This is a genomic window from Modestobacter sp. NPDC049651 (genome assembly GCF_040659695.1).
Lineage (GTDB): Bacteria > Actinomycetota > Actinomycetes > Mycobacteriales > Geodermatophilaceae > Modestobacter.
The window spans coordinates 127,726-148,241 of sequence record NZ_JBFAOG010000001.1; the positions used below are offsets into that span (position 1 = coordinate 127,726).

Consider the following 20,516-nt stretch of genomic DNA (forward strand, 5'->3'; position numbering starts at 1 on the left):
TGGTCGGGTGGGCCGGAGGAACCGTGAGCACCTGACGCCGCTGCCGGGCGCGACCCGGGTCGGCGGCGGGACGGCGGAGCTGCTGGGCGACGCCGACCGGGACGGCTCCTGGCAGCTGCTGCTCGACGGGGTGCCGCAGTCGCACGTCGACCTGGTCGACCCCACCCACCTGGAGTTCGAGTACGTGCGCCGGATCGGGCACGTGCTGGACCTGGTGGGTGAGCCGGGGGCGCCGCTGGACGTCGTCCACCTGGGCGGCGGCGCGCTGACCCTGCCGCGCTACGTGGCGGCGACCCGGCCGGGCTCGCAGCAGCGGGTGATGGAGCTGGACGAGCAGCTGACCGACCTGGTGCGCGGCCAGCTGCCGCTGCCGCGCGGGGCCCGGGTCCGGGTGCGCGCGATCGACGCCCGGGAGGGTCTCGCCGCGCTGCCGGCGGCCAGCGCCGACGTGGTGGTGGTCGACGTGTTCGCCGGCGCCCGCACCCCGGCGCACCTGACCACGGTGGAGTTCGCCACCGACGTCGCCCGGGTGCTGCGCCCCGGCGGCACCACCGCGTGGAACGTCTCCGACGGGCCGCCGCTGCGGTTCGCCCGCGCGGAGGCGGCCACGCTGGCCGCGGTGTTCGCGCACGTCGCGCTGGTCGCCGAGCCCGGCACGTTCCGCGGCCGGCGGTTCGGCAACCTGGTCGCGGTCGCCTCGGACGCCGAGCTGCCGCTGGCCGAGCTCACCCGGCGCTGCTCGGCGGACCCGATGCCCTCGCGGGTGGTCGCCGGCGACCTGCTGACCGCCTTCACCGGCAGCACGGCCCCGGTGACCGACGCGGCCGCGCAGCCCTCACCCGAGCCGCCGGCCGGCGTCTTCGGCTGATCCGCCCGCCCGTGCGGGACCGTAGGGTCGGGGCATGACCGCACCGATGTCCCGCCGGCTCACCCGCGACACGCAGCACAAGGTGATCGCCGGGGTGTGCTCCGGCCTCGCCCGCCGCTTCGGCCTGTCCCGGAGCGGGCTGCGGATCGCGTTCGTGGTGTCCTGCGTGCTGCCGGGCCCGCAGTTCGTCGCCTACCTGGTGCTGTGGGTGCTCATGCCGGCCGACGGCGGCCGCTGAGCCCGGTCACCAGGGGTTGCTGCTGCCCCCGCGGCGCAGCCCGCGCACGGCCGGCCGGACGTCGACCAGGTAGACGACCGCGGCGATGACCGCGGGCAGCCCGAAGAAGCTGAGCGGGCCGCTCCACAGCAGCAGCAGCGCCGCGACGCCGGTGATGCCCAGCCACGCCGGCTTGCTGAGCTTGCCCGCCGCCGGGAAGGCGGCGGTCGGGCGGATCGCCGCGTCGACGAACGCCCACACGGCGAGGACGAGTGTCGCGAGCGACACGACGCTCATGATGACCCCGTCGAAGTCGTACATGCCCCGAGGTTACCCGCGCCGGGCCACTGCCCCGCACGACGCGACGGCCCGGCACCCCCTGAGGGGGTACCGGGCCGTCGCGGTGGGGGGACCGGGTCAGCGGTCGGTGCTCTTGGCCGGGACGGCGGTCGGGTCCGGCACCGGGGTGGCGGCGCGGGCCGGGCTCTTCTTCGCGGCCGCCTTCTTGGCCGGCTTCTCGGCGGTGGCCTTCTCGGTCGTGGCCTTGTCGGCGGTGGCCTTGCGGGCGGTCCGCTTGCCCGCCGTGGCGGCGGTGCGGCTGAGCTCCTCGGCGGAGTCGAGCGCCGCGCCGGTGCGGGCCGCGCTCTCCTGGGTCAGCGAGGTGACCGTGTCCGCGGCGTCCGCCGCGGCGTCGGTGGTGTCCTCGACCGTGCCCTCGACGGTGTCGACGACCTGCTCGGTGCGGCCGACCACGCGGCGCAGCGCCGGGCTGGTGCGCAGCTCGCCCACGAGCTTCTCGCCGCGGCCGGTGAGCTCCTCCAGCGCCGCCAGCGCCTGCTGACGGGCGGTGCCGACGAGCTCGGTGAGCTGCTCGACGACGGCGTCCGGCCGGACGCCCGAGGTGACGGCGGAGCGGGCGGTCTGGGCGGCGAGGCGGGCCTGCTCGGCCGCGGCGGCGGCCTGGCCGGCGGCGACCTCGGCGCGGGCCCGCGCCACGGCGGCGGCGCGCTGCGCCCGGTCACGGGCCAGCTCGGCCCGGGTGCGGGCCTCCTTGGCGGCCAGGTCGGCCTGGACCTGCGCCTCGCCCGGCAGGGACTCGGCGCGGGTGCGCAGCAGCTCGACGGCGGACCGGGCCCGGTCGAAGGCCGCGTCGCCGGCGCCGAGCGCGGCCAGCAGGCCGGTGCGGCCGGTGTCGACGAGCGTCTTGCCGGTGGACTTCAGGGTGTCGGTGCGGCTCATGCCTGCTCCTCCTGGGGGTGCGGGGTGGGGGTGGTCTCTGGTGCGCGCCCGGTGGCGGCCCGCGCGGCGTGCTCGCGGGCGTAGGTCTCGTACAGCTCCAGCAGCACGGCCTTGTGCCGTTCGGAGATCGCCTCGTCGGCGCGGATGGCGGCCACCGTGCCGGCGGTGCCGGACCGCCGGTCGAGGAAGCCGGCCTGCTCGTAGAGCGTCTCGGCCGAGATCTTCAGGCCGCGCGCGATCTGCGCCAGGATCTCGGCGGACGGCTTGCGCAGCCCGCGCTCGACCTGGGACAGGTACGGGTTGCTCACGCCGGCCGTCCGGGCCAGCTCCCGCAGCGACACCTGCGCGGAGCTGCGCTGGGCGCGGATGAACTCGCCCACCTGCGAGCCGACCGCGCCGGAGACCTGGGTGGCCTCGGCCGCGGCGGACGCCGCAGCGGTGGCGACGGTCTCGCGGACCGAGGTCACCTGCTCGCGGACGAACTCCGTGGGGCGCTGCACGGCTCCACGGTAGCCCGGAGTGCTAGCTGCTGCAAGCGCAGCAGCTAGCACTGCCCTCAGGCGAGGACCGCGCCCGCCCGGATCTGGCCGACCACCTCGTCGCCGCCGGTGACCGGGGTGAGCAGCCACGGCGACAGCACGTCGGCCGGCACCCCGAGCCGGCGGAGCCCCGCGGTGAGCACGGGCAGCCGGGCCCGGTCCCCGCCGTCGTCGAACTTCAGCGCGACCGCGCCGGCGCCCGGGAGCGCGGCGACGTGCACGCCGTCGGCACCGCCCTTCACCAGCAGCCCCTCGACCGCCGGCATCAGCTCGGTGTCGTCGCGGCCGGTGCCGGCGACCAGCCACGGGTGCGCGCGCATCGCGTCGGCGACCCGCCGTCCGCTGGTCCCCGGCTCCGCCTGGACCAGCGACAGCACGCCCCGGGCCAGGCCCCGCAGCGGGAGCCCGTGCTGCGGGGCGCCGCAGCCATCGACGACGACCGCGGCGACCGGCTCCTCGCCGGCCTCGGCCAGCCGGGCCTCGATCGCCTGCTGCAACGGGTGGCCGCGGTGGAGGTAGCCCTCGGTCGGCCAGCCGGCCGCCACGCAGGCGGCCAGCATCGCGGCGTGCTTGCCCGAGCAGTTCATCGCCAGCCGCTCCGGCGCCCGGCCGGCGACCAGCCACTGCGCGCGCGTCGCCTCGTGGCCGGGCAGCGCCGGCGGGCAGCCGAGGTCGTCGGGGGTCAGCCCGGCGGCGGCGAGCAGCTCGGCGGCCAGCTCACGATGGCCGTCCTCACCGCTGTGCGAGGCCGCGGCCAGGGCGAGGTCGCGGTCGTCGCGCGGCTGCCACCCGGCGTCCAGGTAGGCGGTCGCCTGCACCGGCTTGTTGGACGAGCGGGGCAGCACCGGCCGGGTGGTGTCCCCGGCCTCGAACACCACCTCGCCGTCGGCACCGAGGACGACGAGCGACCCCCGGTGCACCGACTCCAGGAACCCCGACCGCCAGACCTCGGCGAGGACGGGGCTGTCCGGCCAGTCGCCCACTCAGTGCCGAGCCTCGTCGGCGAGCAGCTGGGCCACGTCGGCCTCGCCGTCGCGGTAGCGGCGGCCCAGCTCCCCGGCGAGCGCGTCCATGACCTGCTGCACGCCGCGGCGCCGCTCGGACAGGCTGCGCTCGCCCGCGCCCAGCGCGCGGGCCGCGGACTCCAGCTGGTCGTCGGGCAGCCCCGGCACGTCGGAGAGGTCGACGCCGGGCGCCAGGCTGTTGACCCAGTGCTCGAGCTGCTCGGGGGCCTGCGGCTGCACGGTCTGGTGCCGGCCCAGGCCGTGGGCGGGGCCGCGGCCCTTCTCGGCGAGGATCTCCGGCAGCAGGTCCATCAGCGACCGGCCGTCGTGCTCGGCCCGGCGCTGGAGCTCCCGGCGCACGATGTCCAGCCGGCCCTGCAGCAGCCGGCGGGTGTAGGAGAGGTTGACCTCCGCCTGCTCGGCGCGGCGGCGCAGCGCGCGCACGTCGCCCATCGGCAGCTGCTCGACGCCGTCTAGGAAGGCCGGGTCGAGCAGCTCGTCGACGGCGGCGCCGCCGGGGGCGGTGGGCTCGGGGGCGGTCATCGGGGTTCCTCCACGGGTCGGCTCGGTGCGACGCCCAGCATCTCGCGGGCCTCGGTGGGTGTCAGGGGCGGGCGCTGGGCGATCCGGGCGAGCCCGGCCGCGCGGGCGACCAGCTGGGCGTTGTCGCGCACCGGCTCGCCGGGCGCGTAGGTGAGCGTGTCCTCCATGCCGACCCGCAGGTGCCCGCCGGCCGACAGCGCGGCCAGCATCACCGGCAACGAGGTGCGCCCGACGCCGGTGGCGGCGAACGTCGACCCGGGCGGCAGCGCCGGCAGGCAGGCGGCCAGCGCCGCGGTGGTGCCGGGCATCCCGCCGGGCACCCCCATCACCAGGTCGACGTGCACGTGCCCACCGTGCGGGAGGCCGTGCCGGTCCAGCAACCGGGCGAGCGTGGCCAGCTGGCCGAGGTCGAACACCTCGTACTCGGGGACGATCCCCCGCTGCTGCATCCGGGTGTGCAGCTCGACGATGAGGTCCCACGGGTTGTAGAAGACGTCGCGGCCGAAGTTGACCGTGCCCAGCGACAGCGAGGCGGCGTCGGGCTCGGCGTCCAGCACGGCCAGCCGCGCCTCGGGCGGGTCGGTGACCGCGCCGCCGGTCGACAGCTGCACCACCAGGTCGGTGCTCTCCCGCACCGCGGCGACCACCTCGCGCACCCGCGGCAGGTCCAGCGTCGGGCGGGTGTCGAGCCCCCGGACGTGCAGGTGCAGCACCGCCGCACCCAGCGCCTGGCAGTCGCGTGCGGTGGCCACCACCTCGTCCACGCCCACCGGCAGCGCCGGCACGTCGGCCTTCGCCGACTCCGCCCCCGTGGGGGCGAGCGTGATGAGGGTGCCGGTCGTCACCGGCACTCGACTCGACTCCGCAACCGCTCCGCTCCTCGCTCGCTGGCGCTCGCTGCGATGCTCACGAACGCGTCGTCCTCGGGCGCATGTTCGCAGACCGGACGGCCGCCACGCGCTCACGCGCCGCAGCCACGTCGGCGTCGGGGCCCCGGGGGGCGTCGTCCGGGTCGATCGCGGCCACCGCGTCGCCCACGCGCAGCTGCGCGTCCTGCGCCACGGACTGCTTCACCAGCGCCAGCGCGATGACGCCCAGCTCGTGGTGGCGCACCACGCTGCCGACCCGGCCCACCTCGCGGGTGCCGCTGGTCACCGGCGTGCCCGCGGCGGGGAGGGTCTCGCTCAGCCCGTCGAGGTGCAGCAGCACCTGCCGGCGCGGCGGCCGGCCGAGGTTGTGCACCCGGGCGACGGTCTCCTGCCCGCGGTAGCAGCCCTTCTCCAGGTGGACGGCGGTGCGCAGCCACTCCACCTCGTTGGGGATCGTGCGCTCGTCGGAGTCCACCCCGGCCCGCGGCCGGCGCGCCTCGACCCGCAGCGCCTCGTAGGCGTCGACCCCGGCCAGGACGGCGCCGGCGGCCAGCAGCTCGTCCGCGCGCGCGGCCAGCTCGGCGCGGGGCACCAGCAGGTCGACGACCGGGACGCCGTCGCCGGTCGCCGGCATCCGGCGCGCGAGGCCGCCCCCGGGCAGCGGGACGACGGCGTACGGCGCGCCGTCCGGCACCGGCCGGCCCGCGGCGGCCAGCACCGCGTCGCCCTGCGGGCCCACCAGCGACAGCACCGCCCACGCGTCGGTGACCAGCGCCGGCTCGACGCGGAGCATGAACCGCATCCGCTGCAGCCAGCCGGCCAGCGCCTCGCCGGTGCCCGCCTCGACGTCCAGCCAGGTCGTGCCGGCCAGGTCGGCGAGCACCGCGTGGTGCTCGACGCGGCCGTTCGGGTCGAGGAACAGCGCCTCGGTGCCGGTGGCGTCGGGCAGCTCGCGCAGGTGCTGGCTGGTCAGGTCGTGCAGCCAGGACAACCGGTCGGCGCCGGGGACGGCGACGACGTCCCGGTCGCTGCGGTCGACCAGGCCGGCGCCCTCGGCGAGGCGGCGCTGCTCGGGCAGCGGCTCCCCGTAGTGGGCCGCGACCGACCCGCCCTCCTGCGCGACGGCGCCCGGTCGGTGCAGCAGCGGTGAGCTCATGGGTTCTCCTTCTCCCGGCACTCCCGGCACGTGCCGGACAGGGCGACGTGCCCCACGTCCAGGCTGAAACCCATCTCCGCCGCCAGACGTTCCGCGGCCTGGTCGAGCAGCGTCGGGTCGGCGGAGCTGAGCGTGCCGCAGGACTGGCAGACCACGTGGACGTGCCGGTGCTGCTGGGCGGCGTGGTAGATCGGGGCGCCCTTGCCCAGGTGGGTGTGCCACACGAGGCCGAGCTGCTCGAGCAGCTCCAGGGCGCGGTAGACGGTGGACGTGTCCGGTGCGGCGCCACCCGGGCCGGCGTCCGCCTTGAGCCGGGCGTGGATCTCCTCGGGGGTGCCGTGCGACAGCGCCGCGACCGCGTCCAGCACCCGCTGGCGCTGGCCGGTCATCCGCAACCCGCGGGCGCGCAGCTCGGCGGCCAGCGGGGCTCCCGCCTTCTCCTCCCCGGACACGCCGTCGAGCGTAGTTCCGGCGTACGGCAGGCTGGCGCAGCGTGAGCACGGAACGGGTGGCGGTCTGGTCCGACGGCGGCGCGCGCACGGTCGGCGCAGCAGACCCGGTGGTCGGCGCGTTCGACCTCGGGCTGGGGCGTGGCGACGGGTGCTTCGAGTCGGTGCTGGTCGCCGGCGGGGCGACGCCGCACCTCGGCGACCACCTGGCCCGGCTGCGCCGCTCGGCCCGGCTGATGGAGCTGACCCACCCCGGCGACGACGCCGTCCGCGCGGTGGTGGCCGCGGTCGTCGACGGCTGGCCGGCCACCGTCGAGGGCGCCTGCCGCGTCTTCCTCACCCGCGGGCTCGGCGACGGCACCCCGCCCACGCTGCTGGCGCTGCTGGCCGCCGTCCCGGCGGAGACGCTGCGCCAGCGCGACGAGGGCGTCCGGGTGGTCACCCTCTCCCTCGGCGTGCCGGCGGGCTTCCGGGCCACCGCCCCGTGGCTGCTCGGCGGGGCGAAGACGCTCTCCTACGCGGTGAACATGGCCGCCTACCGGCAGGCGCACGCCCGCGGCGCCGACGACGTCGTCTTCACCTCGCTGGAGGGGCAGCTGCTCGAGGGCCCCACCTCGACCGTGGTCTGGGCGGCCGGCGGACGGCTGCACACGCCGCCGGTCGAGACCGGCATCCTCGCCGGCACCACCCAGGCCCGGCTGTTCGCCGCCGCGGAGGCCGCCGGCCGGCCCACCGCCGTCACCGCCGGCACGGTCGCCGACCTGCACGCCGCGGATGCGGTGTGGCTGCTGTCGGGCATCCGGGGCGCGGCGCCGGTGGTGCAGCTGGACGGCGTGGCGCGCGGGGACGCGGGGCTGACCGCCCGGGTGCGGGAGCTGCTCGCCCGGTAACGTGGCCCACGGTGCGCCGGGAAGTCTGGTCGGCAACTCCTGACCCGACCCCGCACACCGGAGCCGCCCGATGACCGCCCCTGGTCCCACCCGTCCCACCCCGAGCCTCTTCCGCCGCGGGTCGTGGTCCGAGACCGCCCGGATCGCCGAGGTGCTCCGCAAGGAGACCGTCGGCGGCGTGCTGCTCATGGTGGGCGCGCTGGTCGCGCTGGTCTGGGCCAACACCCCCTGGTCGGCCGCCTACGAGACGCTGCGCGACACGACCGTCGGGCCGGCGTCCCTGCACCTGGACCTGTCGCTGGGCGCCTGGGCCGCCGACGGGCTGCTGGCGGTCTTCTTCTTCATCGCCGGGCTGGAGCTCAAGCGCGAGTTCGTCGCCGGCGACCTGCGCGACCCGCGCAAGGCCGCCCTGCCGGTGGCCGCGGCGGTCGGCGGCATGGCCGTGCCGGCGGTGCTCTACGTGCTGGTCAACCTCGGCGGGGACGGTGACCTGGCCGGCTGGGCGATCCCCACCGCCACCGACATCGCGTTCGCGCTCGCCGTCCTGGCGGTGATCAGCACCCACCTGCCCAGCGCGCTGCGCACCTTCCTGCTGACCCTGGCGATCGTCGACGACCTGCTGGCGATCGTCGTGATCGCGGTCTTCTACACCTCGGCGCTGTCGATCACCCCCCTGCTGCTGGCGCTGCTGCCCATCGCCGCGTTCGGGTTCCTGGTGCAGCGGCGGGTGCGCAGCTGGTGGCTGCTCATGCCGCTGGCCCTGGTGGCCTGGGCCCTGGTGCACGCCTCCGGGGTGCACGCGACCGTGGCGGGGGTGTTGCTGGCGTTCACCGTGCCCGTGGTCCGGAGCCAGTCCGCCGGGGGACCGGACGCCGGGCCGGGGCTGGCCGAGCACTTCGAGCACCGGTTCCGCCCGATCAGCGCGGGCTTCGCCGTCCCGGTGTTCGCGTTCTTCTCCGCCGGGGTCACCGTCGGCGGCCTCTCCGGGCTGGGCTCCGCGCTCACCGACCGGGTCGCACTGGGCATCGTCGTCGGGTTGGTGCTGGGCAAGACCATCGGCATCTCGCTGGCCACCTGGCTGCTGTCGCGCTTCACCCGCGCCCAGCTCGACCCCTCGCTCGGCTGGCCCGACGTGATCGGTCTGGCGGTGCTCGCCGGCATCGGCTTCACGGTGTCCCTGCTGATCGGCGAGCTGGCCTTCGGCCCGGGCTCGCTGCGCGACGAGCACGTGAAGGTCGGGGTGCTCACCGGCACGCTGCTGGCCGCCCTGCTGGCGTCGGTCCTGCTCCGGCTGCGCAACCGCCGGTACCGGCGGATCCGCGAGGAGGAGACCGTGGACGACGACGCCGACGGGGTGCCGGACGTGTTCGCGGCCCGTTCCGCCGAGGGCTGAAAAAGCTCGTTGCCGCGCCCTCTCCGGCGTCGTACCGTCGGGGTACACGAGAGAGGAGGTGGTCCGGACTTTGATGTCGTTCAGGACTCGTGAGGTGGCTGTCCGCTAGCCGCCGTCCAGATGGGCCGCCCGTTCAGCCAGCGTCGTGGACCGACGCGAACTGAGCGACGGCAATCCCGCCCGTCCGTCGTACGGCGGCGAGCGAGAACCGGACAGTCACCCGACCCCCGGGCCGCCGACCATTGTCCAGTCGGCCCGCGTGCAGCTCCCCGCTCCGGCGGGTCCAGCGCCGCGGAGCAGCCCGGGGGTTGTCCGTTTTCCAGGACGGTCGGTCCCTGGGAGGATCCGGTGCGTGCAGTTCGCCGGCCGCCCCGTGGCGCTCGACCCCGCCGCCGGGGAGTGGATCGCCGGCGCCGTCCGCGCCGCCGTCCCGGGCACGGTCGCCGCACTGGTGACCGACCTCTTCCCCGCCGTCGCCCGGGTGTTCCACCCCGCGGTGCGTTACGTCGGTGACGACGACGTCGAGGTGCCCTGGCGGGCCGTCGCGACGGCCAACGGCACCTCCGCCCACCCGCTGATGCAGTGGGGCTCGGTCACCGGCGCGATGGACTACTTCGAGAACGACGACCAGGCGCCGCTGTGGCACGGTGCCCCGGCCCGCGGGCACCTGCCCGCCCCGGTCGCCGAGCGGCTGGTGGGCGTGCTGTCCCGGCACACCAGCACACCCGAGGACTGCTGGTTCGGCGTGCAGGACGGCGGCGCGGTGCTCACCGACCACCCCACCGTCGACGTCGACGGCCGCGGCTTCTGGCTCGTGCACGGGCCGATCACCCTGGCCGCGGCGAACATGGCCGCCGAGCCGTTCGAGCAGAGCGCCAACCTCTGGTGGCCGCTGGACCGCGCGTGGCTGGTGGCCACCGACGCGGACCTGGTCACCACCTACGTCGCCGGCACCGCCGCGTGCATCGCCGACGTGCTGGCCGCCCCGGACCTGGAGACGGCGCCCGCCTCGGCGGCCGACCGCACCACCTGGGACGCCGACCGGGTCAACCCGCCGCCCCCCGACGCCCCCGACCCCCAGGCATAGGAAGCTCCGCACCCGGTTCCGCGCCCGGAACCGGGTGCAGAGCTTCCTGTGCCTCGGGCGCTACAGCTGGGCGAGCTCGGCGGCGAGGTCGTCGAGGCCCAGGCTGCCCTGCGAGAGGGCGGCCATGTGCCAGGCCTTGAGGTCGAACGCGTCGCCCTTCGCCGCCCGGGCGGCCTCCCGGCCGGCGAGCCAGGCCCGCTCCCCCAGCTTGTAGCTGATCGCCTGGCCGGGCATGCCCAGGTAGCGCACCAGCTCGCTGTCGAGGAACTCCGGGTCGCGGCCGCAGTAGTCGCCGAAGAAGGCGCGGGCGAGCTCCGGCGTCCACGTCTCCCCGGCGTGCCCGGCGATCGAGCCCTCGACGTCGTCGGGGATCGTCAGCTCCAGGTGCATGCCGATGTCGACGACCACCCGGACGGCGCGCATCTGCTGCGCGTCGAGGTAGCCGAGCCGGGCGCCGGGGTCGGTGAGGAAGCCCAGCTCGTCCATCAGCCGCTCGGCGTAGAGCGCCCAGCCCTCGACGTTGGCGCCCACCGACCCGATAGAGGTCTGGTAGGCCGACAGGTCCTGCGCGACGTAGGCCCACTGCGCGAGCTGCAGGTGGTGGCCGGGGACGCCCTCGTGGTACCAGGTGGAGACGAGGTCCCACAGCGGGAACCGGTCCTTCCCCAGGGTCGGCAGCCAGGTGCGGCCGGGCCGGGAGAAGTCCTGCGTCGGGCGGGTGTAGTACGGCGCCGCTGCGCTGCCCGGCGGGGCGATCATCGCCTCCACCTGGCGCACCGGCCCGGCGATGTCGAAGTGGACGCCGTCGAGGGCGTCCACCGCCTCGTCCATCATCGCCTGCAGCCGCACCCGGATCTGCTCGACGCCCTCGATCGCCTCGCCGTGCTCACCGAGCCAGCGCATCGCCTCCATCGGCGTGCCGCCGGCGAGCACCTGGTCGGCGAGCACCCGCTGCTCGGCGAGGATCCGCTTGTGCTCGGCCCAGCCCCACGCGTAGGCCTCCTCCAGCCCCTGGCCGGCGCCCAGGTCGGTGCCGTTCCAGGAGCGGGCGAACCGGGCGTAGCGCTCGCGGCCCACCGCGTCGGGCGTGCCCTCGGCCTGCGGGGCGTACTCGTCGCGCAGGAAGTCGCGCACCTCGGCGACGGCGCCGTCGGCGGCCCGGGCGGCGTCGTCCAGCTCGCCGCGCAGCTCCTCGGGGCCGGCGGCGACCAGGCCGGCGAAGTACGGCCCGGCCAGCCACTCGTCGAGCTGGCCGACGACGGTGCGCACCTGGCGGGGCGCGGCGAGCAGGCCGCGCGCGGCGCCGGCGGCCAGCGACTCGCGGTAGCCGCGGTACGCCTCGGGCACCCGGGCCAGCCGGCGGGCGATCACGGCCCAGTCCTCGGCGGACCCGCTGGGCATCATCGAGAAGACCTGGCGGACCGAGTGCACCGGCGAGAACAGGTTGGAGACGGCGCGCAGGTGCTCACCGGCGTCGTGCAGGTCGAGCGACGCTGTGAGCCGCTCGCGCAGCAGGGTCGCGCAGCGGCGCTCGACGGGGTCGTCGGCGAGCGCCGGGTCGGCGGCGAGCACCCGGTCCAGCTCGGCGAGGGTGTCGCGCTGCAGCTGCGCCTCGGCGTCGGCACCCGCGGGGCTGGTGTCGGGCAGCCGGTCGTCGCCCGGCCGGTTGCCCAGGCTGGTGGCGACGATCGGGTCGAGGTCGGACAGCTGCTCGACGAACCGGTCGGCGACCTGCCTGGGGGTGGCGGGGCGGGCGGACGACTCGGTGGTCGCGGGCTGCGTCATCGGATCCTCTCCAGGCGGGCGGACATCGTCGGGCGCAGCGGCTGGTCGGCGGCGGCGCGGTCGACGGCGTACAGCAGCGCGCCGTCGACGATCCCGTACAGCCGGGTGGCGCGGCTGGTGTCCGGGTGGTCGGGGGTGCGGGCCAGCACGTCGCTGGTGAGCTCCCAGCTGGTCGACGTCCGGGCGGTGCCGGCGTAGATCTCCACCAGGCCGGCCGGGGAGCAGACCAGCAGCTCGACCTCGTCGCCCTCGCGCGGGCGCCAGAACCCGGTCTCCCGGGCGTCGGGGCCGGCGACGGTGCCGTCGTCGGCGATCCGCCAGGTGCGCGACTCGTAGGACAGGAAGTCGCGGCCGTCGTGCGCGAACCGCACCCACTGCCCGAACCGGTGGTCGCCGTCGGGCCCCGCCGCCTGGCCCTCGCCGTGCCACTCGCCGAGCAGCGGCAGCACCGAGAGCAGCTCGTGCGCGACCTCGGGGCCCTCGCGGACGTCGACGGTGTCGGGCACGGGCAGCTCGGTGGGCCCGCCGGCCGGCTGCGCGGGCAGCCCGGCGGGCGTGGGGGACGTGGGCTGGTCGGACGGCGTGCTCATCGGGTGCGCTCCGGACGCTCGCGGCGGGTGAGGCGCCAGGCGGACGCCGCGCAGCCGGCGGCGGCCAGCGCGGAGAGGACGACGAGCGCCCACGCGGAGACCTGGCCCATGGGGTCACGGTATCCGCGCGCTCAGCGGGAGGTCGCCGGTGCCCCGTCGGCCGCGGCGGCGGTGGCGGCCACGACGTCCGGCCACGGGGTCGCGGTCAGCCCGAAGGTGGCCGTGGTCGCGGCGGCGTCCAGCACGAAGTCGCCGTCCCACTGGTGCCGGATCGCGACGATCTCGCGCATCTGGGCGTTGGTCGCGCCGATCGCCCGCAGCACCGGCCACGGGAGGCCGCTGACCCGGGCCGGCCGGGCGCCCATGGCGGCGGCCAGCTCGGTGAGCACCTGCCGCTGGCTGCGCGGCTCGCCGCTGGGCACCATCCAGGCCCGGCCCTCCGCCCGCGGGTCGGTGCCGAGGGTGGCCAGCGTCGCGGCCACGTCGGGCACGTAGCTCCAGCTGTGCCGGGCATCGGGGTCGCCGACCACCCAGGCCCGCCGGCCGGCCCGCAGCGTGGCGAGCTGGCGGACGACGTGCGACTGGGCCGGCGGCACGGTCGGGCCGATGAAGTCCGAGGCGCGCGCCTCGGTGACCCGCAGCCGCCCCGCGGCGCGGGCGGCCAGCGCGTCCTGCCACATGCCGGCCCGGATCCGCCCCTTGACGTCGGTGGCCGCCAGCGGGGTCTCCGGCGTCATCGGCCCGCTCGGCCGGCCGTAGCCGTACAGGTTGCCCATGACCACCAGGACGCCGGCCTGCTCGGCGGCGGTGAGCACCGCGGCCGCGATCGGCGGCCAGTCCTGCGTCCAGCGGTCGTAGGCGGGCGGGTTGACCGCGTTGTACAGCGCGTCGGGCGCCCCGACCGCCGCGGTCAGCGCGGCGGCGTCGCTCGCGTCGACGGCGCGGTGCTCGACCGTGGCGGTGCTGCGCCCGCCGCTGCGGGAGAGCACGAGCACGTCGTGCCCCCGCTCGGCCAGCAGCTCCGCCGTCGCCGTCCCCACCGGGCCCTTGCCCACCACCACGTGCCGTCCCATGTCGACCTCCGGGTCGTCGCTTGCGAGAGCGGTGCTCTCTGGTGCGTCGACCCTCCACCCGGTCGCCGTCCCTGTCAAGAGCGGTGCTCTCGTTTGCGTGCGGTGCTCTCGTCGCACATGCTGGACCGGTGCCGACCGCCCGTGAGCGCGCCCGCGCCGAGCTGACCGCCGAGATCACCGAGCTGGCCCGCGCCCAGCTCGCGACCGTCGGCGCGGCCGGCCTGTCGCTCCGGGCCGTGGCGCGGGAGCTGGGCATGGTGTCCTCAGCGGTGTACCGCTACTTCCCCAGCCGCGACGACCTGCTGACCCGGCTGATCATCGACGGGTACGACGCGCTGGGCTCCGCGGCCGAGGCCGCCGACGACCCGGACGCCGAGCCGCTCGCCCGGTGGGCGGCCGTGTGCACCGCCGTGCGGGGCTGGGCCCGCGCCCACCCGCACGAGTACGCGCTGCTCTACGGCTCGCCGGTGCCCGGCTACCGCGCGCCGCGGGACACCGTGCCCGCGGCGATGCGGGTCGGCTCCGCACTGGGCAGGATCCTGGCCGCCGCGGCCGACGCCGGGCTGGTGGCGCCCGGGGAGCCCGCCGCGCCGGCCGCGGCCCTGGTCACCCCGGAGGTGGCGCCGGTGCTCGCGCCCGGCCGCACGGACGTCGACGAGCGGACCCAGGCCCGCGCGGTGCTGGCGTGGAGCGGCCTGTTCGGGCTGGTCAGCTTCGAGCTGTTCGGGCACCTCACCGGTGCGGTCGCCGACCCGGACGCGTTCTTCGACGCTGCCGCGCGGGACCTGGCGGGGCTGGTGGGCCTGCGACCGGCCCGCTGACCGGCCCCGGACGCACACCCGCCCCGGTGCACCAGGTGCGCCGGGGCGGGAGGTGTCGGGCGGGAGGGGGTCGGGGTGGAGGGGCGGGGAGCCGTCAGCGCGGGCCGGCGGCGTACTGGCCGGCCTTGCTATCGGCGTCGCTGGCCGCGGTCGTCTGCACCCTGTTCGGCGCGGTGGCCGTGGTGTCCTTGCCCCGCAGGTAGAGGAACCAGTAGGCCCCGGCCACGAAGACCGCCGCCCCCACGAAGTTGCCGAGGTAGGCGAAGACCAGGTTGCCGGCGACGTCGCTCCAGCCGATGTCCGGCACGTGGGCGAACACGGCCGCCGGCAGGAAGAACATGTTGGCGACGACGTGGTCGAAGCCCATCGCGACGAACCCGGTGATCGGGAACAGGATCGCGAAGACCTTGCCGACGACGTCCTCGGCCGCGAACGCCATCCACACGGCCAGGCAGACCAGCCAGTTGCAGGCGACGGCGCGGAAGAAGATCTCCGAGTTGGTCTCGGTGAGGGCCTTGCCGGTGGCGACCGCCCCCAGCCGGGCGAAGGTGAGCGCCCCGCCGGAGCCCTCGGGGCTGTCGGCGCTGCCGATGACCCCGGTCTTCACGGCGAAGACGTAGGCGACCAGCAGGGAGCCGAGCAGGTTGCCCACGGTGACCAGCACCAGGCTCAGGCCGGCCCGGGCGGTGGTCGCCCGGCGCTGGAGGACCGCCAGCGGCAGCAGCGCCATGTTGCCGGTGACCAGCTCGGCGCCGGCGATGACGACCAGGATCAGCCCGGTCGAGAAGGTCAGGCCGAAGACCAGCGTGGGCAGGTTCCCCCAGGTCGCCGGCGCGAGCCCGGAGGTGACGACGATGCCGAGCAGGCCGGCGAACGCGATGTAGGCACCCGCGAGGACACCGCCCACCAGCATCCGGGCCGGCGACAGGTGGGCCTTGGCCGCACCGGCGTCGACCGCCGTGACGGCGATCTGGTCAGGCGTCTTGAACGCCATGGGGATCTCCTCGTGTCTTGCGCGGGGGCGGCGGAGGCCGTCGCCAAAGTGAATGGCGCGATGCAACCATTTTGTTCCCCGGGGGCCGATCCCGCTCACCGGCCGTCGACGCGGCAGGGCCCGCCTCCCCCGGAGGGGAGACGGGCCCTGGCTCGAGCTGCGGCCGCTCAGGCGATCGCGAGGGTCGTCTCGTTCAGCCCGACCTCGGCGGCCACCTTCCGCTCGGCGCGGCCGACCGGCGCCAGCGAGCGGAGCGTCCAGTCCCCCGGCGCGGCGAAGAAGCGGAACTCACCCTCGGGGCTGGTGACCACCTCGGCGGTGAACTCGTCGGTCGCGTCCAGCAGCCGGACGTAGGCCCCGGCCACCGGCGAGCCGTCGTGCCAGACCGACCCCTGGATCACCGTCTGGGTGGTCAGGTCGATGCCGGCCAGCGCGCCCCCCTGGGCGGGTGCGCCGCACACGTCAGGCGCCCTTCTGGATCGGGACGCCGACCAGGGAGCCGTACTCGGTCCACGAGCCGTCGTAGTTCTTCACGTTCTGCTCACCGAGCAGCTCGCGCAGCACGAACCAGGTGTGGCTCGAGCGCTCGCCGATGCGGCAGTACGCGATGGTGTCCTTGCTGGTGTCCAGTCCCGCGTCGGCGTAGAGCGTGCGCAGCTCGTCGTCGCTCTTGAAGGTGCCGTCCTCGTTGGCCGCCTTGCTCCACGGCACGTTGACCGCCGTCGGGATGTGGCCCGCGCGCTGCGCGCCCTCCTGCGGCAGGTGCGCCGGGGCGGTCAGCTTGCCGGCGAACTCGTCGGGCGAGCGGACGTCGACGAGGTTCTTCGTGCCGATCGCGGCGACGACCTCGTCGCGGAAGGCGCGGATCGAGGTGTCCGGCTCGGCGGCCTGGTACGAGGTGGCCGGGCGCTCGACGACGTCGGAGGACAGCGGGCGGCTGTCCAGCTCCCACTTCTTGCGGCCGCCGTCGACCAGCTTGACGTCGCGGTGCCCGTAGACCTTGAAGTACCAGTAGGCGTAGGCGGCGAACCAGTTGTTGTTGCCGCCGTAGAGCACCACGGTGTCGTCGTTGCTGATGCCCTTGGCCGACAGCAGGGCGCTGAAGCCCTCGCGGTCGACGAAGTCGCGGGAGTCGGCGTCCTGCAGGTCGGTCTTCCAGTCCAGCTTCACCGCGCCCTCGAGGTGGCCCTTGTCGTAGGCGCTGGTGTCCTCGTCGACCTCGACGAAGACGATGCCGGGCTGGCCGAGGTGCTCCTGGGCCCAGTCGGCGGTGACGAGCACGTCGTTGCGGCTCATGGCTCTCTCCTTGCGGTGGGTGGGTCAGACGGCGCGGGCCGCGCGGGCCCGCCGGACGATCAGGTGGAGCTCGCAGCCCAGGCAGAAGCCGGTGGCTGCGTTGAGCAGGGCCGCCACCAGCGCGAGGCCGGTGGCGACGGCGCCGAGCACCGGCGCGCCGAGCAGGTACCCGGCGGCGCCGACCCCGGCGAAGACGAGGCCCACGAGCTGGGCGAACCGCGGCGGGGCCTCGGGCTCCCGCTCCCGGACCGGCCCCAGCCGGGGCGCGACCAGCACGCGGAACAGCACGCCGTACGGCGCGTGGCGCAGCCCAGCGGCGGCGCCGACGGCGAACACCACGGCCTGGACGGTGACCAGCCAGCCGCTGCCGGTCAGCAGCGCGGCCGCCAGCACGAGCGAGGTGAGCCAGGCGCCGAAGCGCGGACCGCGGACGTCGACCTCGCGGGACGGTGCAGGGGTGGGACGCATGGGGGACGGACCTCCGGGGGACCTCCGACGGCGTTCAGGGCACGTCTGGGCGCGGAGTGGTCAGCGCCCTCAGGAGGTCGGACACAGGCAGCTGCCGACGCGGCACAGGTCCACCGTGCGTCGCGAGGTCAGCAGGATGCCCACGGGGCGAGGGTAGCGGGTCACGACGCGGCCCCGGTGCGGGCCTCCACGAACGCGGTCAGCTCGGCCGGCCGCGGGGCCCCGCTGCTGCGCGCGAGCACCTCCCCGGAGCGGTCCAGCCAGAACAGCGTGGGGGTGCGCCGGACGTCGAGCTCCCGGACGGCGTCCAGGTGGCTCTCGGCGTCCACGTGCACGTAGGACAGCCCCGGGTGGGTCGCCGCGAGCTGCTGCAGCCGGGCGCGGGTGGTCCGGCACGGACCGCAGAACGCGGTGGAGAACTGGACGACGGTCAGGTCGGCCTCGCCGGCGCGCACGCCCAGCTGGTCGAACACCGTCGTCTGCTGCGCTGCACCGTCCGGTCGGCTGCCCACGCGCCCCTCCTCGGCCGAGAGCCGGCGGACCCGGCCGTCACGGGTGCGGGACCACCAGGCCACCCCGGCGCACACGGCCAGGGCGGCCACCAGCACCACGGCTCCGGTCCCGCTCACGCCTCCGGCAACCGGTCCGCCCGCCCGACCATTCCGCGGGCCGGCATCAGCCGCGCAGCACCGTGTCCTCGGCCTCGACGGTGACCTGCACGCCGTCCGCACCGGGGCGCACCCCGGTGAGCTGCAGGCCGAAGGGCAGGGTGGGCACCCGGTAGTGCAGGTCGAGCAGGTCCGACGCGCGCCGCACGACCGCCGACGGCACGCCGGCGCCGGCCGCGGACACGTTGCCGACGTCGATCCGCAGCTCCTGCCCGTCGAGCCGGACGGTGCCGTCGGCGGTGAGCGGCACCGTGTACCCGAGCACCTCGACGGTGCGGGTGACCCGCAGCGAGGTGCCGGTCCAGCTCAGCCGGGTGTCGTCACCCAGCTGGGAGCTCAGCAGCTCGTAGGACAGCGACGCGGTGCCGTCGACCCGGTCGACCGGCACCTCCCGCACCGAGCCGCCGATCACGTCCGACAGCGGCACGTGCACCCCGCGCAGCGAGACGTCGGCGCTGGTGCCCTCCGGCTGGTCCAGCTCGGCGGCGGTCAGCCGCACCCGGACGTCGTCGTAGCGGCCGCGCAGCGCCTGGGTGAGGAACGGCGTGCCCGCGATGTCCACGTCGGGCCGGCCGGACAGCGCCCCGCGCTGCTCGATCTGCTCGGCGACCACGCCCTCGGCGATCCGCACGCCGACCCGGTCGGCGACCACGAGCAGCACGGCGAGCGGCACGAGCAGCACCAGCAGGACGACGAGCAGCCGGCGGCCGCGGCGGCGCCGGCGGGGCGGCTCGTCGTCCCAGCCGTCGTCCCAGGACCCGTCGTCGTACCCCTGCTCGTCGTAGGGCTGGTCGTACCGGATGGCCCGGGTGTCGTCGTCGGACCGGTCGTGCTGGCTCATGTCATCCCCCCGCGTGGAGCGCCAGCGCGTAGGCCACCGGCGCGGCCGCGGCCCAGGGCAGCAGCGCCTGGACCACCGACAGCGCCCAACCATGCCCCGTGCGCTGGGCGACCAGGTACGACGCGCCGAGGCCGGTCAGCGCGGCCACCCCGCCCAGCGCCGCGCCGTAGGTGGCGGCGGTCAGCAGGTCCAGCATCGAGCCGCTGCCGCCGCGGAGCAGGGCGACCGCGACGCCGATGAGCACCGAGAGGACCAGCCCGACCAGCCCGCGGGGCACGCCGTCGGCGATCAGCGGCCGGGGGGCCAGCAGGTCGGCCAGGTGCCCGACGACCAGCGCCGCCCCCACCACGAACGCCGTCGTCGTCACGATGCCGGACTGGCCGGGCACCCGGCCGACGGCGAGCAGCACGGCCAGCGAGGACACCGCCGACACCAGCAGCACGACCGACGCCAGCGAGGTGACCAGCGCGGCGCGCGGCGCCGGGCGGGTCATCTGGTGGACGACGGCGACCAGGAAGGCCGGCCCCAGCACGGTGAGCAGGCCGTCGAGGTCGGGCCGGTCGGGCAGCACCAGCGACAGGTCCGCGGCGACCGCGGCGACGCCGCCGATGACCAGCGCCCCGGCGCGGCCGCGGACCCCGGTGCCGACCACCCAGCCGGCGACCAGCGCCAGCTGGAGCACGAGCACCGCGGCGAACCGGCCGGCGTCGTCCAGCACGGCCGGCAGCCCGGCGAGCAGCGCGGCCGCCACCACCGCCAGCCCCGCGGCGGGCAGGTGGTGGCCCTCACCGGAGAGCTCGACGTCGGGTGCGGCGGAGGTCACCCCCTGATGGTCGCAGAGGCGGGCGCCGGGCCGCCCGCACGCGCCGGTGCGGCGGCCGGGGCGGGCAGCGCGTCGGCGGTGGCCTGCGCCCAGCGGCCGATCCGCTCGGCCAGCGGCGCGGTCACCCCGGTCTCCGCGTGGCCCATGCCGGGCACCACCCACACCGTCGCCGCCGGCCCGGCGGCCTGCGCGAGCGTGCGGAAGTGCTCCAGCGGGAAGTAGGTGTCCAGCTCGCCGTGCACCAGCAGCAGCGGGGTGGGCGCGATCCGGCTGACCAGCTGCACCGGCGCCGGGGGCACGGTCAGCCACGGGACGTCGAACCGCAGCCGGAGCGCGGCGGCCCCGAGCCGGCGGCCGGCGGTGGTCTCCAGCAACCAGTGCACCCGGCGCATGGGCGCGGTGTCGCGGACGTACCAGCGGCTGACCGCGCTGACGCTGACCACGGCGTCGGGCCGGTGCTCCCCGGCCGCGGCCTGGCGCAGCGCGGCGCCCCCGCCCATCGACAGCCCGACCGTCACGACCACCTCGGCGCCGTCGGCGCGGGCGGCGGCGACCGCGGCGTCGACGTCCAGCAGCTCCGGGTCGCCGCCCACGGCGCTGCCGCCGCCGGAGGCGCCGTGGCCGCGGAAGTCCAGCGCCCGGACCTCGCCGAACCGGTTCAGCCAGCCGGCCAGCCGGACGAAGGCCGGGTAGGTGACGTCGTTGGTGAACCCGTGGGCCACCACGAAGGTGACCGGGCGGTGCCCGTCGCCGGGCTCCGTGCGGGAGGGCAGCAGGACCCCGGAGAGCGGCACACCGTCGGCGGTGCGGACCTGCAACCGCCGTCCACCCGCAGGGAGGACGGAACGGCGGCGCACATCGGTTATCCTGCCCTCTCACCTCGACAGCGCCGTCGACGGCCTC

At 76.2% G+C, this 20,516-nt stretch carries 25 protein-coding genes; 6 read left to right on the top strand and 19 right to left on the bottom strand.

Translation table 11 applies throughout. The features are described 5' to 3' along the window. Positions 1-7 precede the first annotated feature (7 nt). Both AB0J00_RS00665 and AB0J00_RS00670 read left to right on the top strand, forming a co-directional pair. Positions 8-868: a fused MFS/spermidine synthase gene (locus AB0J00_RS00665; RefSeq protein WP_357738667.1), complete on the top strand. Its 861-nt coding sequence runs from the start codon at positions 8-10 to the stop codon at positions 866-868. Positions 869-902: 34 nt separating this feature from the next. Continuing rightward, on the top strand, positions 903-1,106 hold the full coding sequence (locus AB0J00_RS00670; protein ID WP_357738671.1) for a PspC domain-containing protein: 204 nt from the start codon (positions 903-905) through the stop codon (positions 1,104-1,106). A 6-nt stretch (positions 1,107-1,112) separates the two neighbouring features. Here AB0J00_RS00670 and AB0J00_RS00675 read toward each other — a convergent pair whose 3' ends face one another. From AB0J00_RS00675 to AB0J00_RS00710, 8 genes are all read right to left on the bottom strand, one after another. Beyond that, positions 1,113-1,406 carry a DUF2516 family protein gene (locus AB0J00_RS00675; protein ID WP_357738673.1) on the bottom strand — a complete coding sequence of 98 codons (294 nt, stop codon included), beginning with the start codon at positions 1,404-1,406 and terminating at the stop codon, positions 1,113-1,115. A gap of 96 nt (positions 1,407-1,502) precedes the next feature. Further along, on the bottom strand, positions 1,503-2,324 hold the full coding sequence (locus tag AB0J00_RS00680; protein WP_357738675.1) for a hypothetical protein: 822 nt from the start codon (positions 2,322-2,324) through the stop codon (positions 1,503-1,505). Further along, entirely contained in the window at positions 2,321-2,824 is a 504-nt protein-coding gene (locus AB0J00_RS00685) for a helix-turn-helix transcriptional regulator (protein WP_357738678.1), read from the bottom strand. The genes AB0J00_RS00680 and AB0J00_RS00685 overlap by 4 nt, the downstream gene beginning before the upstream one ends. Positions 2,825-2,880: 56 nt before the next feature. Further along, positions 2,881-3,846, bottom strand: a complete 966-nt coding sequence (locus tag AB0J00_RS00690; RefSeq protein ID WP_357738681.1) for an asparaginase — start codon at positions 3,844-3,846, stop codon at positions 2,881-2,883. Then, positions 3,847-4,410: an aerial mycelium formation protein gene (locus AB0J00_RS00695; protein ID WP_357738684.1), complete on the bottom strand. Its 564-nt coding sequence runs from the start codon at positions 4,408-4,410 to the stop codon at positions 3,847-3,849. Then, a complete protein-coding gene (locus tag AB0J00_RS00700) occupies positions 4,407-5,255 on the bottom strand; it encodes a 3-keto-5-aminohexanoate cleavage protein (protein ID WP_357738687.1) in 849 nt (282 codons plus the stop codon). The genes AB0J00_RS00695 and AB0J00_RS00700 overlap by 4 nt, the downstream gene beginning before the upstream one ends. Positions 5,256-5,316: 61 nt before the next feature. Beyond that, positions 5,317-6,435, bottom strand: a complete 1,119-nt coding sequence (locus AB0J00_RS00705) for a folate-binding protein (protein WP_357738689.1) — start codon at positions 6,433-6,435, stop codon at positions 5,317-5,319. Further along, positions 6,432-6,887 carry a Fur family transcriptional regulator gene (locus AB0J00_RS00710; protein WP_357738692.1) on the bottom strand — a complete coding sequence of 152 codons (456 nt, stop codon included), beginning with the start codon at positions 6,885-6,887 and terminating at the stop codon, positions 6,432-6,434. The genes AB0J00_RS00705 and AB0J00_RS00710 overlap by 4 nt, the downstream gene beginning before the upstream one ends. A gap of 41 nt (positions 6,888-6,928) precedes the next feature. Between AB0J00_RS00710 and AB0J00_RS00715 the strand changes: the two genes are divergently transcribed. From AB0J00_RS00715 to AB0J00_RS00725, 3 genes are all read left to right on the top strand, one after another. Then, positions 6,929-7,774: an aminotransferase class IV gene (locus AB0J00_RS00715; RefSeq protein WP_357738695.1), complete on the top strand. Its 846-nt coding sequence runs from the start codon at positions 6,929-6,931 to the stop codon at positions 7,772-7,774. Positions 7,775-7,844: 70 nt separating this feature from the next. Beyond that, positions 7,845-9,167, top strand: a complete 1,323-nt coding sequence (gene nhaA / locus AB0J00_RS00720; protein WP_357738697.1) for a Na+/H+ antiporter NhaA — start codon at positions 7,845-7,847, stop codon at positions 9,165-9,167. Between the two features lie 352 nt (positions 9,168-9,519). Further along, a complete protein-coding gene (locus tag AB0J00_RS00725; protein WP_357738700.1) occupies positions 9,520-10,254 on the top strand; it encodes a hypothetical protein in 735 nt (244 codons plus the stop codon). Between the two features lie 60 nt (positions 10,255-10,314). Here the strand turns inward: AB0J00_RS00725 and AB0J00_RS00730 are convergent, their stop codons facing one another. From AB0J00_RS00730 to AB0J00_RS00740, 3 genes are all read right to left on the bottom strand, one after another. Then, entirely contained in the window at positions 10,315-12,039 is a 1,725-nt protein-coding gene (locus AB0J00_RS00730; protein ID WP_357738703.1) for a DUF885 domain-containing protein, read from the bottom strand. Next, on the bottom strand, positions 12,036-12,629 hold the full coding sequence (locus AB0J00_RS00735) for an FABP family protein (RefSeq protein ID WP_357738706.1): 594 nt from the start codon (positions 12,627-12,629) through the stop codon (positions 12,036-12,038). Before AB0J00_RS00735 ends, AB0J00_RS00730 begins: the two co-directional genes overlap by 4 nt. A gap of 131 nt (positions 12,630-12,760) precedes the next feature. Next, positions 12,761-13,702 carry an NAD-dependent epimerase/dehydratase family protein gene (locus AB0J00_RS00740; protein ID WP_357738707.1) on the bottom strand — a complete coding sequence of 314 codons (942 nt, stop codon included), beginning with the start codon at positions 13,700-13,702 and terminating at the stop codon, positions 12,761-12,763. Positions 13,703-13,830: 128 nt separating this feature from the next. Between AB0J00_RS00740 and AB0J00_RS00745 the strand changes: the two genes are divergently transcribed. After that, positions 13,831-14,523 carry a TetR/AcrR family transcriptional regulator gene (locus AB0J00_RS00745; RefSeq protein ID WP_357738711.1) on the top strand — a complete coding sequence of 231 codons (693 nt, stop codon included), beginning with the start codon at positions 13,831-13,833 and terminating at the stop codon, positions 14,521-14,523. A 94-nt stretch (positions 14,524-14,617) separates the two neighbouring features. On the opposite strand, the gene AB0J00_RS00750 is transcribed toward AB0J00_RS00745, so the two are convergent. The 8 genes from AB0J00_RS00750 to AB0J00_RS00785 form a co-directional block, all read right to left on the bottom strand. Further along, positions 14,618-15,517, bottom strand: coding sequence for a formate/nitrite transporter family protein (locus AB0J00_RS00750; protein ID WP_357738714.1), 900 nt, complete (start codon positions 15,515-15,517; stop codon positions 14,618-14,620). Positions 15,518-15,684: 167 nt separating this feature from the next. Then, positions 15,685-15,978: a DUF1416 domain-containing protein gene (locus tag AB0J00_RS00755; RefSeq protein WP_357738716.1), complete on the bottom strand. Its 294-nt coding sequence runs from the start codon at positions 15,976-15,978 to the stop codon at positions 15,685-15,687. Position 15,979: 1 nt separating this feature from the next. Further along, entirely contained in the window at positions 15,980-16,813 is an 834-nt protein-coding gene (locus tag AB0J00_RS00760; RefSeq protein ID WP_357738719.1) for a sulfurtransferase, read from the bottom strand. 24 nt (positions 16,814-16,837) lie between these two features. Continuing rightward, complete coding sequence (locus AB0J00_RS00765; RefSeq protein WP_357738722.1) at positions 16,838-17,281, bottom strand: DUF4395 domain-containing protein; 444 nt, start codon at positions 17,279-17,281, stop codon at positions 16,838-16,840. 161 nt (positions 17,282-17,442) lie between these two features. Next, the gene (locus AB0J00_RS00770) at positions 17,443-17,910 is read right to left on the bottom strand and encodes a thioredoxin family protein (protein WP_357738725.1); all 468 of its coding nucleotides are present in this window, start codon (positions 17,908-17,910) and stop codon (positions 17,443-17,445) included. Between the two features lie 46 nt (positions 17,911-17,956). Beyond that, positions 17,957-18,790 (bottom strand): DUF2993 domain-containing protein, encoded by an 834-nt coding sequence (locus AB0J00_RS00775; RefSeq protein WP_357738728.1) that lies wholly within the window; start codon positions 18,788-18,790, stop codon positions 17,957-17,959. A gap of 1 nt (position 18,791) precedes the next feature. Further along, entirely contained in the window at positions 18,792-19,613 is an 822-nt protein-coding gene (locus AB0J00_RS00780) for a hypothetical protein (RefSeq protein WP_357738731.1), read from the bottom strand. Beyond that, complete coding sequence (locus AB0J00_RS00785; RefSeq protein ID WP_357738734.1) at positions 19,610-20,431, bottom strand: alpha/beta hydrolase; 822 nt, start codon at positions 20,429-20,431, stop codon at positions 19,610-19,612. Before AB0J00_RS00785 ends, AB0J00_RS00780 begins: the two co-directional genes overlap by 4 nt. Positions 20,432-20,516: the final 85 nt, after the last annotated feature.